The following is a 14656-nucleotide window of genomic DNA, read 5'->3' as shown; positions in this document are numbered from 1 at the left end:
AGCGGAGCTTCCCAAACCCACCACAAATAAATTTCGGGCTTTATCAATATTCATTTCTAACTGATTTCAAGGAATTGATTTCAGTTTTTTTCGTGCTTTTCCTCCATGGTTACATCTGCATAGAAAAGTCAGAAACCTCCCAAGATGCAAAGCAGTTCATTGAAATTTTACACTTCGTTCAGTCTTCTATTCTTCAAAAGAAAGAGGATTTAGAAAAAGTCAAAATTTCCTTCAATCTGCAAATCACAGGTTTTAATTAATGTTTAAGTACGGGAAAAACGAGCCTCCGCCGTACTCGGAGCAAACAGATGAATTACAATGTAGTAAACGAAATCAAATTAAGCTACTCAAGAAAAGGAAATGCAGAGAAAACGGTCGTCAATTCTTATGAAGTATCTGAAGTATTCAGAGCCCATTTTGACAGTGACCAAATGGATTATAAAGAACATTTCTATGCGCTGTATTTAGACCAAAAAAACAAAGTTTTAGGCATCAAAAAAATATCCGAATGCGGAATTTCTTCTACTATGGTAGATGTTAGAATTATTATGCAGGGTGCTTTATTGTGCAACGCCAGTGCTATTGTCGTTTGTCATAATCATCCATCAGGAAGTTTGGCGCCCTCGTCTGCAGATATTAAAATGACCCAAAAGATGGTGGAAGCCGCCAAGGTTTTAGATTTTAATTTACTCGATCATATTATACTGACCTCAGATTCATTTTTATCATTTCTTGATGAGGGGCTTTTATAAAACAGCCCTTTCAAAAAAATCAAAATCAATTTCAATTTAAAATCAAAAATATCATGCATTCAGTTAAAGAAAATACAACAGTTTCAACTCCTAAAACTCAAAAAAAATCTGATACTTTTATAGAAAGAATTTTAGAAAACCTTGACCAGGTTAATGCACATGATTGGGAAATGTACAGCGACTTAAGCGCTGTATATCCATCAAATTTATTTTCCGGGAACCGGTATCAGGGTTATAATATTTTAGCCTTGTATTTAGATACAATGATTAAGAAATTTTCATCAGCAAAATACGCAACTTTTAATAGCATTGTAAAAGCAGGTGGAAGATTAAAGAAAGGTTCAAAAGGTTGTTTAATTGAATTTTTCACCTACCTTTTTAAAGATAAGGAAACCGGTAAACCGTTAAAAAATGAAACGGTGGAAAAGATGAACGAGGAAGAAAAAAAGAAAATTGTCAAAGTTCCATGCGTACGAAATTACACGGTTTTTAATTCTGAACAGATTGAAAATTTAGATGAAATCAAAATCAATTTCCAGGAGAAGGAAGAACCAAACGCAGAAATTATGGAATTAGAAAATTCTGAAATTTTTATTTATAATATTATCAAAAACGGAAATTTAGTTTTACGCTATTCCGTGAATGAAATTGCTTATTATACTCCTGCATCTGATTTTGTAATGCTTCCGAAAAAGCAATATTTTATTTCAGGGTCCAAATATTACAGTACACTTTTTCATGAGATGCTGCACTGGACCGGTGGCTCGACCAGACTTGACAGAAATCTCAAAGGACATGATGACAAAGAAAGTTATTCTTTTGAAGAACTGATTGCTGAAATGGGTTCAATGTTGCTTTGTTTACAGTTCGGAATTTCGGATGAATTTATTAATAGTGTAAGGTATTTAAAAAGTTGGGCAGGCTCAAACAAGGAAGATAGAGCAAGTAAAATAAGAGGCGCATTTGTAGAATCAAAAAGAGGTAAGAAGTATCTTGAAAATTTACAGTAGCTTAAGAAATATTTAGCAGCTTAACTAGCCCTGATTTATAAAAATCGGGGTTTCTTTTTCGGCAAATTTTAGCTAAAATCCACCGAAAAAGAAACAAAAAAGCGGAATAATTTTATGAATTATTATCCCCTTATTAATAAATTTATGCCTAAATTTAAACGTATAGAAAGGAAAGCAAGAGGGAACGAGGCTTTTAGTGCCATCGTACTGAATATCAATTATATAAATTTAATTATTATTTATTTAATGTCAAAAAAAGTGTCATTAAAAAATATAAATAATTATAAATCAGATAAATAAAAATATTTTAATGGAAAAAAATGAGGGCAAAACAAAGAAAATAGTTGTTGGAGAGCTTACCCACATTAATCTGACAAATCTCAAGAAGATATATAAAATAACCTCGATGGACAGGCTCATTAATGAGCTTATCAATTACAAAAATAACGACAGTAAAAAATTTGGTTTCGATAATGATTCTCTGAAAAAAGACATGGTTGAATTTCGGGGAAAATTAGATTCGAGAATTGATGGAGTTTATAAAAGACTGGGAAAGTACAATGATTTGTATTTCGGAAAAATAATAGACTTAAATGACAAGATGGATGATCTTTTTTCTTTGCTAAAGAAAGCAAATGTTGGACAAGAAATTGAAGTAAAACAAAAAGATGAAGCTCCCGAAATTTCATCGAATCCGGCAGATGAAAAATTAAAAAATGATTTTGCAAGTTTATCAAAATCTCATACGATTTTAGAAAAGGAAAATGAAAAATTACAGCAAACCATCAACTTATTGCAGTCAAAATTTCAGGCTAATAAAAATCCTTTTTCGAGTAAGTTTGAGGCGAGTTTAAGCAAAGATGAATTTGATAATATTTTTGGCTAATGCATATTTCATTCACAAAACATGATCCGAGGATTTCTACGAGTTCAAAAGGTATTTTGGAATATCTTGATAAGGAAAATATTGGGAGAGAATCTGAGCTTGAAGATTTCCAGGAAAATGAAAATTTAGAAATTTCGTTCGATGACGAGCAATTCGGAAATCAAAATTTATTTTTCACGAATGCTGAAAATGGAGAGGAGAAATTTTTCACGAAAGATGTAGCTTCCGATAAAATTGACGGCAACTTAAGTAACCGCTCAAAAGAGAATGAAAGCAAATTTTTTATGCTTAATATTTCGCCTGGAAAAGACGAGATTGAACACCTGAATGAGGTCGTCAATCTTGAATTAAAATCAAAAGGAATTGGAGAAACAGAGACGGAGATTTTGAACCAAACTGAAGAGGGTAAAAAATATTTAGAACTCATTAAAAATGATTTAATGCACCAATCTCTTCGCGAATATACGAGAGATGTGATGAAAAATTATGCAGAAAATTTTGACAGAAATGTTTACACCAATCCGGAGAAATTACCCACTCAAAAAGAGGAAAAAGAAATCAATCAATTTGCAAAAAATGAATTAAAAAATCAGGGAATTTCTCCTGAAGATTCCAGATATGCCGAAAAGTACCAAGAGCTTCGGGAGGAGAAAGCGACAGAATTAGGTAAAGATTTATCAGTAAGAAAAATGAATGAGAATGATCTCGTGTGGTTTGCCAAAGTTGAAGAAAAGCGTACTTATAAAGGGAATGACAATTGGGTCATTGCCAATCGTAAAATTCAGAAACGGATTAGTGAGCTTGGTTATTCCACCCGAGAAGATGCAAAAAAAGAAATTGAAGATTTAAAGAAAAGTCTGTTTAAGGATCGGGTAACAGGAAAAGTTATCCGAGAAGGGATGCAGAAAGGAGGACAGCAGTACCATGTACACGTTATTGTTTCACGTTATGACAATTGTCCAAACAAACGGCATAGAAAATCTATTTCTCCGTTATCCAATCACCGAAGCGGTACTGTCGCCAATAAAAATATTGCAGTTGGCTTTAACCGCGATGAATTTTTCAAAAAATCAGAGCAGAGTTTTGACCAGAAATTTCAATTTCAGCGAACCCGTTCTTATGAAAAATTCAATCAGCAGAAGAAGGAGAGGAGGGCATCTTTAAGTATAAATGCGAAAAAAACAAAAGCAAAGTTGAAGTCAGTCGGAAAATCTGTCGCCGGTAATATGGCAGCACCTGTTAAACAGGAAGTCCTTAAAAATTCCGGAATACAGGAATTAAGCAAATTAAATCTGATGAATGGAGTGAGTAGAGAACTGGGTTTTAGAATTCCTTTGAGTATCCCAAAATCTCCGATGCAGATGGTGTATAAAATTACGAGATCTGCAGTAGGGAAGATTTTGGATGTAGGGAAGGGGTATTGAAAAGCGGTCTCAGTTATTTATTACATTTACCTGCAGTCTCTATTTTTTCATCTTACCACCAAATTTCCCCATTGCTGTCAAAACAGTCAGAACGAAACCGCCAACAGCGACAATAACTTCTCCTGTTTTAACCAAATTATCTCCCCAATTACGTTTAGTTTCATTTGTTTTTTTATCTCTTTCATCCCTAAAATTTTTCTTCTTTTTTAGTTCACCAGTAATATATACATCAGCATCAGTTTCATTTAAATTTTCTTCCTTAGCCACTTTTCTTAATAGTTCCCATTCTTCTGATGTTAATATTCCATCTTCCACACATTTTTTTACGGCATCTTTAAATCTTTCTGTCATTTTTTTAAATTAAATATTTTATAAGTAAGCGTATGCACCATCTTCTTTTACAAATGCTAATGCGACTTTGTCAGCATTAATTGAATATCCGTTTTTCATGAGTTCATTGTAAGTTGCTTTTACAAGGGAGTAAGTTCCTTGAGTTCCAGCATAAGTATTCCCAGAATCAGTTTTAATATTATTTCTATTTAGATGATTAGCTAGTTCAGGGCCTGACATAACTGTTCATGTATTCGCCAGATGATTTGCTAAATCTTTGATAAAAGTTTTTTTCGGACTCATATTTTAAAGTATTTCCAGATTTCACTTCGCTTTGAAGCTAAGGACGAAACGGAAGAGTTGGTTTTTAGTTAATTTTACGCCCTGTTATACTAAATTCGTGCAAGTTCTTTTATTAATTGAATTTCTATGCGATTTCAAATAACAACCAAATATACGCAATTACCTTAAAGCTGTTAATTTTATTTTAGGAAACTAAAAGTGATGGTCATATTTTGTCTGACTAAACTAAGAACTTTGTTATCAAGAAATAAACAATGAATGTTCTAAGTAGTAATAAATTCAAAATTCAATCAGCTTTTGTTAAGTCTTTATTTATTGATGATGAAAATAAATCGAGCTCTAGATTGAAGATTAATAAAAAACTATTTTTTGAAAAGCTCAATAGTTTTTTGCCATGCTTTGATTTGGAGCAAGACATATCTAATCTTAAAAAACCAGAAAGCCTTTCACTCTATCATAAGTCTCATCAATCTCCGTCAGAGCCGGATATTTTAATTGAAATTTCATTGTATGAAGAAACAATGAATGATGATAAAAAATATTTTTTAAAAATAAAATCTTACTAATGGTGAATTTATATTTGGACGATGTAAGAACATGTCCTGAAAATTATATTTTAGTTACCTCTTATGATGAATTTGTTGACTTTATTAAAAATAAGGAATTCCCGAATTTTATTTCTTTTGACCATGATCTGGGATTAGGAAAAACAGGTTATGACTGTGCTAAATTTTTGGTTGAGTATTGTTTGGAAAAGCAACTCAATCTTCCAGGATTTTTTGTTCATAGCCAAAATCCAGTTGGCAAATTGAATATAGAATCACTTCTTAAAAATTTTCAAAAATTTCAAGACCCAGAAAAATAATTTTAGGTGGTCATTTTTTGACTAACTTAAAAATTATCTTTGATTTAAAATTAAACTATGGCCAAGAGACAGGAGACGCTTTTAAGACTGACATATATTGTTAATTTTTTAAAATCAAAAAAAGATGGAGCAGATTATTTTGAAATAGCTAAACATTTGGAGGAACGAGCCTACAGAGAAGGTGAAGGGCAACTTCCATTTAGTGAAAAGACTTTTCAGCGTGACAGAAAAGTAATCGAAGAATTTTACAATGTTATTATTCAGTTTAAAAACTCAAATAAAAAATATCATATTGTTGATACTGATTCGGATGAAACTAATTCTACATTGTTAGATAGCATTATTCTTATCAACGCTTACAAGCAAATTGGCAATCGTCAAGATGTAATTATCTTTGAAAAAAGACAAGCTTCCGGACTCTATAATTTCGATGGATTTGTCCATGCCATTCATAATTTAAAAAAAATTTCTTTTGAATATGTTCGACATTGGGAAAAAACGGGAAACAGGAAAGTGGTTGAGCCATATGCTTTGAAAGAATTTAGAAATCGGTGGTATTTACTGGCTGTTGATACACAAAAATCTAATTTTGAATTAAGAATTTTTGGATTGGACCGAATCACTAATTTAGAAATACACCATTCTCAATTTCGCAAACAAGAATTCGATATTGAAAAGATGTTTGTGAATTCTTTTGGAATTGTTTCTACATTAGATTTTGAGGCAACGATTATTGAACTGTCTTTTGTAGCTGCTCAAAAAAAGTTTGTGAAATCACTTCCTATTCATCATTCTCAAAAAATATTGGTTGACGATGGAAGCGATTTTAAGATTCAGTTACAGTTAGCTCCTACCTATGATTTTTACCAGGAATTAGCTACGCACGCAGAAAGATTGATAAAAATTGAACCCCAAAAAGTAAGGGACGAATACGTCAGTTTTTTAAAGAAAGGAATAGAAAATTTATCATAAATAATAATCATGGAAAAAGGAATTAAAGAAGATGTTGAGAGAAAATCAAGTCTGAAAGATTTCAACTTTTTGAAACAATTACAGCAACTTATCGATTTTGATAAAGAAAAGAGCATTTTATCCGGAGAGAATTTCAATATTTTTTCCATCATGAGCATGGAATCCGACGAAGTTTTCACGCATTCTGCATTAATAACTGAACTCTTAGATCCGAAGGGAAGTCATGGAATGGGCAGTGATTTTTTAATAGCATTTTACAGGATTGTGCTTCAGAAAGAGTTTACATTAAAAATAGAGGAAGTAGTTTGCGTTAAAGAAGAGCATATTGGTTTTAGAAATGAGGATCAAACTTCTGGTGGTAGATTAGATATTGTCTTAAAAGATTTCCAACAGAATGGTTTTGTCATTGAAAATAAAATCTACGCTGGAGAGCAGGTAAATCAGCTTTTAAGGTATAAAAACAAATATCCAAATGCAAAGTTATTATATCTTACTTTATACGGAGAAAGCAGTAAGCAGGTGAGTTCAGATGGTGTAGAATATACTTCAATTTCGTATGAAAATGATATTAAATATTGGATTGAAGAGTGTACAAAATTGTCTTTCAACAAACCAATTATCAGGGAAACTTTGCAGCAATATTCAAACTTGATTAAAAAATTAACTCATCAAACATCAAATAAAGAAATGAAAGAAAAAGTAATTGAAATTATAAACGAAAATTTTGAAGCTTCACAAGAAATTTATAATAACTTTTTAGCAGCGTTAAGGCTTAAACAGTTAGAACTTTTAAATTTTACGTCTGAAAAATTTAATGAAGAAATGATTAAAAATTTGTGGGGTGATATTTCTTCGAACGTCAATAAAAAGAAGGATTTGGATGTGCTTGAGATTAATTTTAAAAATGAAGTTCATATTCAATTTCGAATAAAGAATTTAAAAGATCCTTTGTTTTTAATAGGTTTAACGAACAAAGAACTTGATAGTAAATATTCCAATGCTTTAAACACACAATTTGGTTTCAAAAATGTAGACTGGAGGACAGATGAGTGGGTATTATTTAAACATGATTGCCAAAATTTTGGACAAACCAACTTTAAGGATGATAGACAGGTTTTAGAATATGTTATAAAAATCATTCAGTGTTTCAATAGTTTGGAAAATAAATAATTATCAAATTAGCTCAAAAATGGATCTGAGAAAATATGCTCAATTATTTCTAATTGAGCATATTTTATTTTAATAGTTGATTATAAACAGTGTTTTTTCTAGTTTTTTAGCCTTCGTAATAGAATCCAAAGTTCCTCTAGATTTGCCATTCCAAAAAGCAAAGACAATATCAGAGTTTTCGATAATTTCTGTATTTCTGTGAAGAGCAGCAAGTCTACCGTTCTTCTTATAATCAGGTCGGTAAATGATTATTTCTACATCCAATTCTTGAGCATATTTTTCAGCTAAAGAATCCGCGCCTTTTGCTCCACCCGATACAATAGCATTAAGGAATGATTTGTTTTCGATGTAGTTGTTAAGAGTGTTTTTTAAAAGATTATAGTCGCTAAAATCACGACCGCCAACGATTGCAATGTTCATAATGTAAATTTTTCTGCAATCTAGGTCAGAGGTTGGTCAAAGGATGACCACTTAAATTACAGATAAAATTTTTTTAAAATAAATTTTCAGTAAAAATACATCAAAGATTAGAAACAGGTAAAACGATTGTAAATAAGGGCTTTACAATCGTTTTTTGATTTTTTGGTAACGAGGTAAAAAGCAGGAAAAAGAGACGAAAGGCAAAAGTAAGGTTACTAAAACGTTACTTTCAAGCATTAAACAATTACTATAAAATGCTGTATTTCAGCTTTCTGCATAGTTTCTCATATTGCTCCGTGGCTCACATAAGTTTGATTTTATCATTAAGAATTGTGAGTATGGAAACGACAAAAAAATCAACATTTAAGGTTCTTTTCTACCTTAAAAAGAATGCCCTCAAAAAAAAACGGAAAAGTTGCGGTTATGTGCAAGATTACCGTAAACGGTAAACAGTCTGCCTTAAGTACCAAGCTGGATATTTCCGCAGCAAATTGGGATTTGAAGTACGGCAGGGTTTTAGGTAAAATCCGCGAAGCCCAAACCCTGAATGCTAAACTTGACAAAATTTGTTTGGGTATTGAGGTCATATTTCTATTTGTTTGCTGTAATTAAAAATTAGAAAAATCTTTTTTATCTATATTTGAATAAAAGCTTATGAACCGACAATTTTTACGGATGTCTCTTTTGTTAAGAGTTATTTTAGAGCATGATGGTAAACTAAAAATTGAGGAAATTAAAGAAGAGGTATTGAAGAAATTTAAGCCTTACTCTGATGTACCCTCGTTAATGATAGATAAATATCCCACCAAAACGTTTAGTAATGATATTAAAGCTTTAAAGGATGCATGGAAAATAGAATTTAGTATAGATAACCATTATCGATATTCCGTAAAAACAGATTTTGATGGTATTTTTCAAAATGACCTGATCAATTCAGCTATTTTTCTTTCTTCTTTGAATTCAGATATGATGCTTCCGGGATATGTAATTCCAGAAACTAGAAAAAATACGGGTATTGAGCATTTCCATACAATTTCTGAAGCTGTTCAGAGTCAAAATAAGATTAAAATATCCTATTTTGATTACATTACGGAACAGGAAAAAGTAAGGGAAATCTGTCCCTATAAAATTAAACAGAAAGATTTTAAATGGTACGTTTTGGCAACTGATGATTCAGATGTTCCTTTCAAAAGTTATGCGTTGGAAAGAATTAAAAATATTGGAGTTTCTGGCGAATTCAGACTACAAGAAATAGATTTTGAAGAGCCTTATAAAGATGCCATAGGAATGTTTACCGATAGCGAAGCCGAAGAAATAATTGTAGAATATGACCATCGTGATGGGCATTATCTTAAAGTAAATCCCATTCATCATTCTCAATCAGTTGTATCTGAAACCGCTGACAGAATTCAGTTCCATTTTTTTGTAAAACCCAATAATGACTTGCTGATGGAGCTGCTGAAAAGAAGCTGGTCTTTGAAGGTGATAAAGCCGGAGATTTTAAAGGAGAGAATGATGGGGTTTTGGAGAGAAGCAATGGAGAGGAATAAATAAAAAGCCACAATTAGTGGCTTGTAACATTGTTGAGTTTTATTCTTTAATATTGTATTTTTGATGAACAATTTCTAATTTTTGATGTTTTGCTAAAAAAACTAATTCATTCCAAATATCCTCTCTTGATATTTTATTTTCGATAATTTGCTTTTTTGCATTCTCATTTAAGGCTTTATTTATTTTTTTTGCACTTGCTTTGTTAGGGTTTATTAAATTGCTTAAATAAAAAATATTTTTTAAACCTTCAGAATTTTTTTCAAAAAATGATTTGAATGTTGGATTATGATCTATTGTTGCAACACGAAATGCTTCTTTGGATAACACTAAATTTTCATAATTTATAATTTTCTCGCACTTATCTTTTATTGGTGTTAAAACTGTATATTTTTTCTTGTTAATTACAATTTTCAGTTCTTTCGTTTTATTATCTAATAAGAAACTATCAATATTTTGAAATACCTCTTTATCATTTTTATTATCATTTTTAAAATGAAAATTTATATTCATAATCTGATGATGTAATATTTCATTTGAGTAATTTCTTTCATAATTTTTAAATAAGTTCCAATATAGAGTTGGTAAAAAGTATATATTTTTATTTTTTAATTTTATTACTCTATCATGCGTTTTAAGCCTTGAGTGTAGCACAGAGTAAATTTCATACTTATAAATTTCTTTAAAATTTTTAACTTCCATTATTTTTAACTTTTCCCAAATCTACAAACTCTTCTGCAAATCCATCACATTTCCGTGAATCGTTCTTACGAAATATTCTCGTCTAAATAAACAGTCAAAAGGTGTCGGAATAACCTCGATTTCCAAAAACTTACAGTCTATATAATTTCTTTTAAAAATTATGAGATACTCTTCCATCTCAGGAAATTCAGTAATAGTTCTATTCCAAATTTTTTCGCAAAGTAAATTGATTTTAGAATCTGAATGATACGTCTCAAACTTTTCATCCTGACCAAAAATGATGCGCCCACCACCGGAATTAGCAAAGGCACAAATGCTTTCAAACAGATTTTCTATCGTTTGATCCAAACTGTAAGTAATAAAATCTATGTCTATAAAAGATTTTGATTTCAGTTTTTCAATCTCATTTTTTTCTTTTTCAAATTTTTCATAATCAATAATGAACTGATCTTCTTCAACAGAATTTTGCTTTAGAATTTTGTAGTAACTTTTTTCAGCTGATCTTCCTGCTTTTATTTTTTGTCTGTAATCATCGTTAATCGTATGGAAAGCTGCTATTAAGTACATTGTGGCTTTTTTGTCTGAAACACTAGATTGATTAAAATTTTCATTAATTCTCATAAAAATTTGAATTCCGGAATCAAAAGCTTTTTTATTTTTAATATAAACGCCCGACGGATTTTGATATCGCTTTCTATTAAGAAAGATTTCATTTTTGTGCATAAACTCTTTGGCAGCTTCTACATATTCAAACGCCTTTTTTCGGGCTGTAGAGAAATTTTCGTCGCTGAAATTTTGTTGGTGCAAAGTGGTAAGACCGGCAGAATTTGTTTTGTATTTACAGGTCACAATATAAGAGATAACAGGCATTTTTGTTTTCATAATAAAATATTTAAAGTATTTGGAGTAAATGTGTGATAAAATGGTCTTTGCAGTTTTCATTGCAGACAATCTCTTCAAAAGTGGTCTGTTCATTGGCTTTTTTCATCCCCGAAGAACTTCTGAAATATATATTTCCTGCTTTTGAATAAGTTATTTTTAATTCAGTATTAAAATCAAAGAAATAAACCCAATAAAGCTTGTTTTGAATCATCACTTTAGGAGTGTATTCGTATTTTAATTTACGGTAAACCGACTGAATGTGGAGCATAGCCTTTCTAGCTAATTTGCTATGTTCTTCCTCAATAAAAAGACTTACCATACATCTTCGGTTATAAATCGAAAGAAGTTTTCTCTCAAAGTCAAAAAATAAATTATTGGAAATTATTTCCTTTTCTCTAAAATTGTTTTCCGTAAGGAAAATTTCTCTAAACTGATGATGCTTTTCTTTTATGTTAAATTGAAAACTTGAATAAAGCTTTGGAAAAGTTAATCCTTTAAAATTGGAAATCAATCTGCTTATAATCGTCTCTTCTACAAATCTGTTAACAGGAATATCAGAATTTTTTAATTCAAAAATAGTTACCAAGTTATTTTTCTCATCAGCAATTTCAATTTTTATAATACCCAAAAGAAGAAAAGTCTGTTTTAAACTCATCTTTTTTTCAGTTTGTAATTCATTGGCTTTTCTGAATTCTTTTTCTGTGTAGTTATATTGGATTTTACATTCAGAAAGGTGTGCAAAATCAAGAACTTCATCATTTTCTGGAGTTTTTTGTAATTCTGAAACTTCAATCAGTTCAGATGATTCTTCATATTTAAAGTCTGAAACTGTGATTATTTTTTCTGAAACTAAGATTGAAATAATTTCAGTTAAATATTTTAGAGCAATATTTCTTGCGCTTAAAAAATCATCATCTTCAAACTCTTGGGTTGAACGATTTATTTTGGCTTCAATAAACTCGGGAATAAAAACCCGATACTTAAACTTTGTCATTTTTTTTGTTTTGAATTTTGTGTGATGCAAAGAAAAGAGTTGGCTACGCCGTAACTAAGCGGAGCTTAATTTTTATGAAAAAAAATTGAAAGTTTCTGTTTTTTTTGTTTTCAAAAAACGTTCTTTAAGGATTGATGTACGCTTTTCTTTATTTCTATTAAGGATTGATATACGTAGGGAATTAATCATTTTAAGTATTGATGTACGTAGAAAAACCTGTAAACCCTTTATTCATGGTGTATAACAAAGCCGATAAAGCATTTGACTAATAAAACAATTGTTTATATAAAACAATTGTTATAGTCGGCTAAAGCCTTACAAAGGTGTGAGCCTAAAGGCTCACGAGTTTTATTTTGACCTATCGGTCAAATATTTTTTATAGTCGGAAAAAACAACTTAATAAATTCCTTGAAAACAGAAAGAAAAAAGTTGCGCTAAAAAAGAAAAATATTTAATTCGTTATATCTAGTCAGGTCTGGTGCAGCTTTCCTTGTTACTGAATGATTTTAACGAACTATAAATAATAGTATTTTACTGTTTACCATAATATTCTATTTTTATTTCTTCTTAATTTTATATTATGAAAACATTTGATTCAATAAAATTAAAATTAGACAGTTTAGAAAATAATGCAGAGCGAATAAAATTTCTTAAATCAATACAGGAAAACCCCAATATTGGAAGACATGATTTAAGAAGAATTGTTTGTAATACGATGGAAGAAACAAATTTTATAGAATCTTACTATAAAGTTGAATTTGAGGATAATTTAAAAATCATAACTAAAAAAATAGCTTCATTTTTTAGAAAATTTTCATTTAAACCTTTTATTTTTTCCTAATTTCTCAATTATGAAATTCATAAATCATTTAAAAGATTGATTATCAGCTATAAATAAAAAATATAATGAGTGTATAATCGACATTATGTAAATCATTAATTTTTAGTTTTAAAAAACGGTGGTATTTTGAGATTTTACAATTTGGTATTTTAAAATCATATTTTTTTCAGTTAACTTTCTCAAAATCTCGTATCATTAAACAAAGTTTCATAAATTTACGAAGTATGAGTTTTATGTACAAAATTATGAAAATAGGATATGCCCGAGTTTCAACCAAAGATCAAAATTTAGATTTGCAAATTGAAGCTTTAGAAAAAGCCGGTTGTCAGAAAATTTATCAGGAGAAAATTTCGGGTGCAACAAAGAATCGCCCTGAGCTTGACAAGATGATTGAACAATTCCGGGAAGATGATGAATTGTATGTTTGGAGATTAGACCGGTTAGGGAGAAGTTTGAAAAATATTATTGATCTTGTCTTAAGTTTGAGTGATAAAGGAATTATCATAAAAGGTCTTGTAGATGGTGTAGATACTTCGACTATTAATGGCAGGCTATTTTTAAATTTAATGGCTTCTCTTGCTGAGTACGAAAGGGAGTTGATAAGAGAAAGAACCAATGCAGGATTGCAATCTGCAAGAGCAAGAGGAAGAACAGGAGGAAGGCCAAAAGGTTATACTGCGGAAACAATTTCTAAACTTTTACTTCTGCGCAATATATACAAAGATGTCACGAAACGTCCCGAAGATATTTATAAGCCTTTTGGATTGACTAGGGCTACCTTTTATCGGTATGCTAAAATTCTGGACAATTATAGTGATGAAGAAATTAAAAAAATGGGTATTAAAAAGTAAAAGTTCGCTAATCCTAAGATAGATTTGACCGAAACAAAACTGTATGAAACTAATAATGATATATGCTGAATGTATGGTGTGTTATAAATTTTTTAGAAAATAAAAATCAAAAAAAGATGTTGCCTCAAAAAAAATATAGTGTTTACTGGTGATAAAGTTGTGAGTATAAAATCAATCAAACGACCTATCAATCTCAAAAAAGAAGGTTCGCTCAGTCTAAAGTATACACCCGCATAATCATTACAAAATAACTTTTTTTTGGTTTAATTGTTGCTAACTAACGATATGAGAAAGATTTTTTTGGTCGAAGACGATCAGGCCATTCGAGAAATACTTGAGATAGTTCTATCTTCGGAAAATTACGAAGTTCAGTCTTTTTCGACTGCCCGAACTTTTAAACAAAGAAATTTATTAATAAATCCTGATCTCTATTTATTTGATGTAATGCTTCCTGACGGTTCAGGAATTGATCTCTGCAAGCAAATCAAAAATGATAAATACAATGACGGCGTTCCGGTAATTATAATGAGTGCTCATGCTCACTTACAAAATTTCAAAGAAATTTGTCAACCTGACGATTTTATTTCCAAACCTTTCGATATTGATCATTTACTTTTGAAGATTAGAGAAAGTATAATGAAGAACTAAGTTTCGATTTAATTTCCTTAAAAAAAATAAAATTTTCTTAATCACTTTATCCTTCCCA

General features: G+C 30.4%; 18 protein-coding genes and 1 pseudogene. 13 read left to right on the top strand and 6 right to left on the bottom strand.

What is annotated here, in order from left to right; genetic code table 11:
- Nucleotides 1-308 precede the first annotated feature (308 nt).
- The 4 genes from LO744_RS19965 to LO744_RS19950 all read left to right on the top strand — a co-directional run bounded on the left by LO744_RS19965 (nucleotide 309) and on the right by LO744_RS19950 (nucleotide 4072).
- Nucleotides 309-752 (top strand): JAB domain-containing protein, encoded by a 444-nt coding sequence (locus tag LO744_RS19965; protein WP_230672591.1) that lies wholly within the window; start codon nucleotides 309-311, stop codon nucleotides 750-752.
- A 53-nt stretch (nucleotides 753-805) separates the two neighbouring features.
- Entirely contained in the window at nucleotides 806-1762 is a 957-nt protein-coding gene (locus tag LO744_RS19960; protein WP_230672589.1) for a zincin-like metallopeptidase domain-containing protein, read from the top strand.
- Between the two features lie 310 nt (nucleotides 1763-2072).
- Nucleotides 2073-2648 carry a hypothetical protein gene (locus LO744_RS19955; RefSeq protein ID WP_230672587.1) on the top strand — a complete coding sequence of 192 codons (576 nt, stop codon included), beginning with the start codon at nucleotides 2073-2075 and terminating at the stop codon, nucleotides 2646-2648.
- On the top strand, nucleotides 2648-4072 hold the full coding sequence (locus LO744_RS19950) for a DUF5712 family protein (protein WP_230672585.1): 1425 nt from the start codon (nucleotides 2648-2650) through the stop codon (nucleotides 4070-4072). Before LO744_RS19955 ends, LO744_RS19950 begins: the two co-directional genes overlap by 1 nt.
- A gap of 39 nt (nucleotides 4073-4111) precedes the next feature.
- Here the strand turns inward: LO744_RS19950 and LO744_RS19945 are convergent, their stop codons facing one another.
- On the bottom strand, nucleotides 4112-4423 hold the full coding sequence (locus LO744_RS19945; protein WP_230672583.1) for a hypothetical protein: 312 nt from the start codon (nucleotides 4421-4423) through the stop codon (nucleotides 4112-4114).
- Between the two features lie 18 nt (nucleotides 4424-4441).
- Entirely contained in the window at nucleotides 4442-4642 is a 201-nt protein-coding gene (locus tag LO744_RS19940; RefSeq protein ID WP_230672582.1) for a hypothetical protein, read from the bottom strand.
- A gap of 317 nt (nucleotides 4643-4959) precedes the next feature.
- Here LO744_RS19940 and LO744_RS19935 point away from each other — a divergent pair, with 317 nt between their 5' ends.
- From LO744_RS19935 to LO744_RS19920, 4 genes are read left to right on the top strand one after another with little or no spacing between them, the layout of a single operon-like run.
- Nucleotides 4960-5271: a hypothetical protein gene (locus LO744_RS19935; RefSeq protein ID WP_230672580.1), complete on the top strand. Its 312-nt coding sequence runs from the start codon at nucleotides 4960-4962 to the stop codon at nucleotides 5269-5271.
- Entirely contained in the window at nucleotides 5271-5570 is a 300-nt protein-coding gene (locus tag LO744_RS19930; RefSeq protein WP_230672578.1) for a cyclic-phosphate processing receiver domain-containing protein, read from the top strand. The genes LO744_RS19935 and LO744_RS19930 overlap by 1 nt, the downstream gene beginning before the upstream one ends.
- A gap of 57 nt (nucleotides 5571-5627) precedes the next feature.
- Complete coding sequence (locus LO744_RS19925) at nucleotides 5628-6542, top strand: WYL domain-containing protein (RefSeq protein WP_230672576.1); 915 nt, start codon at nucleotides 5628-5630, stop codon at nucleotides 6540-6542.
- A gap of 9 nt (nucleotides 6543-6551) precedes the next feature.
- On the top strand, nucleotides 6552-7712 hold the full coding sequence (locus LO744_RS19920; RefSeq protein ID WP_230672574.1) for a PDDEXK-like family protein: 1161 nt from the start codon (nucleotides 6552-6554) through the stop codon (nucleotides 7710-7712).
- A gap of 69 nt (nucleotides 7713-7781) precedes the next feature.
- On the opposite strand, the gene LO744_RS19915 is transcribed toward LO744_RS19920, so the two are convergent.
- The gene (locus tag LO744_RS19915; protein ID WP_230672572.1) at nucleotides 7782-8132 is read right to left on the bottom strand and encodes a DUF2493 domain-containing protein; all 351 of its coding nucleotides are present in this window, start codon (nucleotides 8130-8132) and stop codon (nucleotides 7782-7784) included.
- Between the two features lie 338 nt (nucleotides 8133-8470).
- Between LO744_RS19915 and LO744_RS19910 the strand changes: the two are divergent.
- Nucleotides 8471-8699: pseudogene (locus tag LO744_RS19910) on the top strand (Arm DNA-binding domain-containing protein); the annotation flags it as partial.
- A gap of 108 nt (nucleotides 8700-8807) precedes the next feature.
- Complete coding sequence (locus tag LO744_RS19905; protein WP_230672570.1) at nucleotides 8808-9686, top strand: helix-turn-helix transcriptional regulator; 879 nt, start codon at nucleotides 8808-8810, stop codon at nucleotides 9684-9686.
- A 36-nt stretch (nucleotides 9687-9722) separates the two neighbouring features.
- Here the strand turns inward: LO744_RS19905 and LO744_RS19900 are convergent, their stop codons facing one another.
- From LO744_RS19900 to LO744_RS19890, 3 genes are read right to left on the bottom strand one after another with little or no spacing between them, the layout of a single operon-like run.
- Nucleotides 9723-10382, bottom strand: a complete 660-nt coding sequence (locus LO744_RS19900; protein ID WP_230672568.1) for a hypothetical protein — start codon at nucleotides 10380-10382, stop codon at nucleotides 9723-9725.
- Nucleotides 10383-10403: 21 nt separating this feature from the next.
- Nucleotides 10404-11264, bottom strand: coding sequence for an ATP-binding protein (locus tag LO744_RS19895; protein ID WP_230672566.1), 861 nt, complete (start codon nucleotides 11262-11264; stop codon nucleotides 10404-10406).
- 10 nt (nucleotides 11265-11274) lie between these two features.
- The gene (locus LO744_RS19890; RefSeq protein ID WP_230672565.1) at nucleotides 11275-12258 is read right to left on the bottom strand and encodes a hypothetical protein; all 984 of its coding nucleotides are present in this window, start codon (nucleotides 12256-12258) and stop codon (nucleotides 11275-11277) included.
- Between the two features lie 580 nt (nucleotides 12259-12838).
- Between LO744_RS19890 and LO744_RS19885 the strand changes: the two genes are divergently transcribed.
- The 3 genes from LO744_RS19885 (at nucleotide 12839) to LO744_RS19875 (ending at nucleotide 14598) form a co-directional block, all read left to right on the top strand.
- On the top strand, nucleotides 12839-13099 hold the full coding sequence (locus LO744_RS19885; RefSeq protein ID WP_230672564.1) for a hypothetical protein: 261 nt from the start codon (nucleotides 12839-12841) through the stop codon (nucleotides 13097-13099).
- Between the two features lie 224 nt (nucleotides 13100-13323).
- Nucleotides 13324-13950 carry a recombinase family protein gene (locus LO744_RS19880; protein WP_230672562.1) on the top strand — a complete coding sequence of 209 codons (627 nt, stop codon included), beginning with the start codon at nucleotides 13324-13326 and terminating at the stop codon, nucleotides 13948-13950.
- 285 nt (nucleotides 13951-14235) lie between these two features.
- Nucleotides 14236-14598, top strand: a complete 363-nt coding sequence (locus LO744_RS19875; protein WP_073336510.1) for a response regulator transcription factor — start codon at nucleotides 14236-14238, stop codon at nucleotides 14596-14598.
- Nucleotides 14599-14656 lie beyond the last annotated feature (58 nt).

The organism is Chryseobacterium turcicum (assembly GCF_021010565.1).
GTDB classification, from domain to species: Bacteria; Bacteroidota; Bacteroidia; order Flavobacteriales; family Weeksellaceae; genus Chryseobacterium; species Chryseobacterium turcicum.
Note: the sequence above shows the minus strand (reverse complement) of the source record. Positions and strands in the feature narration are given on the sequence as shown.

Excerpts from the sequence above, each read along its gene's own strand:
- LO744_RS19875 (WP_073336510.1), top strand. The coding sequence starts at position 14,236 with ATGAGAAAGATTTTTTTGGTCGAAGACGATCAGGCCATTCGAGAAATA.
- LO744_RS19945 (WP_230672583.1), bottom strand. The coding sequence starts at position 4,423 with ATGACAGAAAGATTTAAAGATGCCGTAAAAAAATGTGTGGAAGATGGA.
- LO744_RS19955 (WP_230672587.1), top strand. The coding sequence starts at position 2,073 with ATGGAAAAAAATGAGGGCAAAACAAAGAAAATAGTTGTTGGAGAGCTT.
- LO744_RS19940 (WP_230672582.1), bottom strand. The coding sequence starts at position 4,642 with ATGTCAGGCCCTGAACTAGCTAATCATCTAAATAGAAATAATATTAAA.
- LO744_RS19935 (WP_230672580.1), top strand. The coding sequence starts at position 4,960 with ATGAATGTTCTAAGTAGTAATAAATTCAAAATTCAATCAGCTTTTGTT.
- LO744_RS19900 (WP_230672568.1), bottom strand. The coding sequence starts at position 10,382 with ATGGAAGTTAAAAATTTTAAAGAAATTTATAAGTATGAAATTTACTCT.
- LO744_RS19920 (WP_230672574.1), top strand. The coding sequence starts at position 6,552 with ATGGAAAAAGGAATTAAAGAAGATGTTGAGAGAAAATCAAGTCTGAAA.
- LO744_RS19890 (WP_230672565.1), bottom strand. The coding sequence starts at position 12,258 with ATGACAAAGTTTAAGTATCGGGTTTTTATTCCCGAGTTTATTGAAGCC.
- LO744_RS19885 (WP_230672564.1), top strand. The coding sequence starts at position 12,839 with ATGAAAACATTTGATTCAATAAAATTAAAATTAGACAGTTTAGAAAAT.
- LO744_RS19960 (WP_230672589.1), top strand. The coding sequence starts at position 806 with ATGCATTCAGTTAAAGAAAATACAACAGTTTCAACTCCTAAAACTCAA.
- LO744_RS19965 (WP_230672591.1), top strand. The coding sequence starts at position 309 with ATGAATTACAATGTAGTAAACGAAATCAAATTAAGCTACTCAAGAAAA.
- LO744_RS19895 (WP_230672566.1), bottom strand. The coding sequence starts at position 11,264 with ATGAAAACAAAAATGCCTGTTATCTCTTATATTGTGACCTGTAAATAC.
- LO744_RS19905 (WP_230672570.1), top strand. The coding sequence starts at position 8,808 with ATGTCTCTTTTGTTAAGAGTTATTTTAGAGCATGATGGTAAACTAAAA.
- LO744_RS19915 (WP_230672572.1), bottom strand. The coding sequence starts at position 8,132 with ATGAACATTGCAATCGTTGGCGGTCGTGATTTTAGCGACTATAATCTT.
- LO744_RS19880 (WP_230672562.1), top strand. The coding sequence starts at position 13,324 with ATGAGTTTTATGTACAAAATTATGAAAATAGGATATGCCCGAGTTTCA.
- LO744_RS19950 (WP_230672585.1), top strand. The coding sequence starts at position 2,648 with ATGCATATTTCATTCACAAAACATGATCCGAGGATTTCTACGAGTTCA.
- LO744_RS19925 (WP_230672576.1), top strand. The coding sequence starts at position 5,628 with ATGGCCAAGAGACAGGAGACGCTTTTAAGACTGACATATATTGTTAAT.
- LO744_RS19930 (WP_230672578.1), top strand. The coding sequence starts at position 5,271 with ATGGTGAATTTATATTTGGACGATGTAAGAACATGTCCTGAAAATTAT.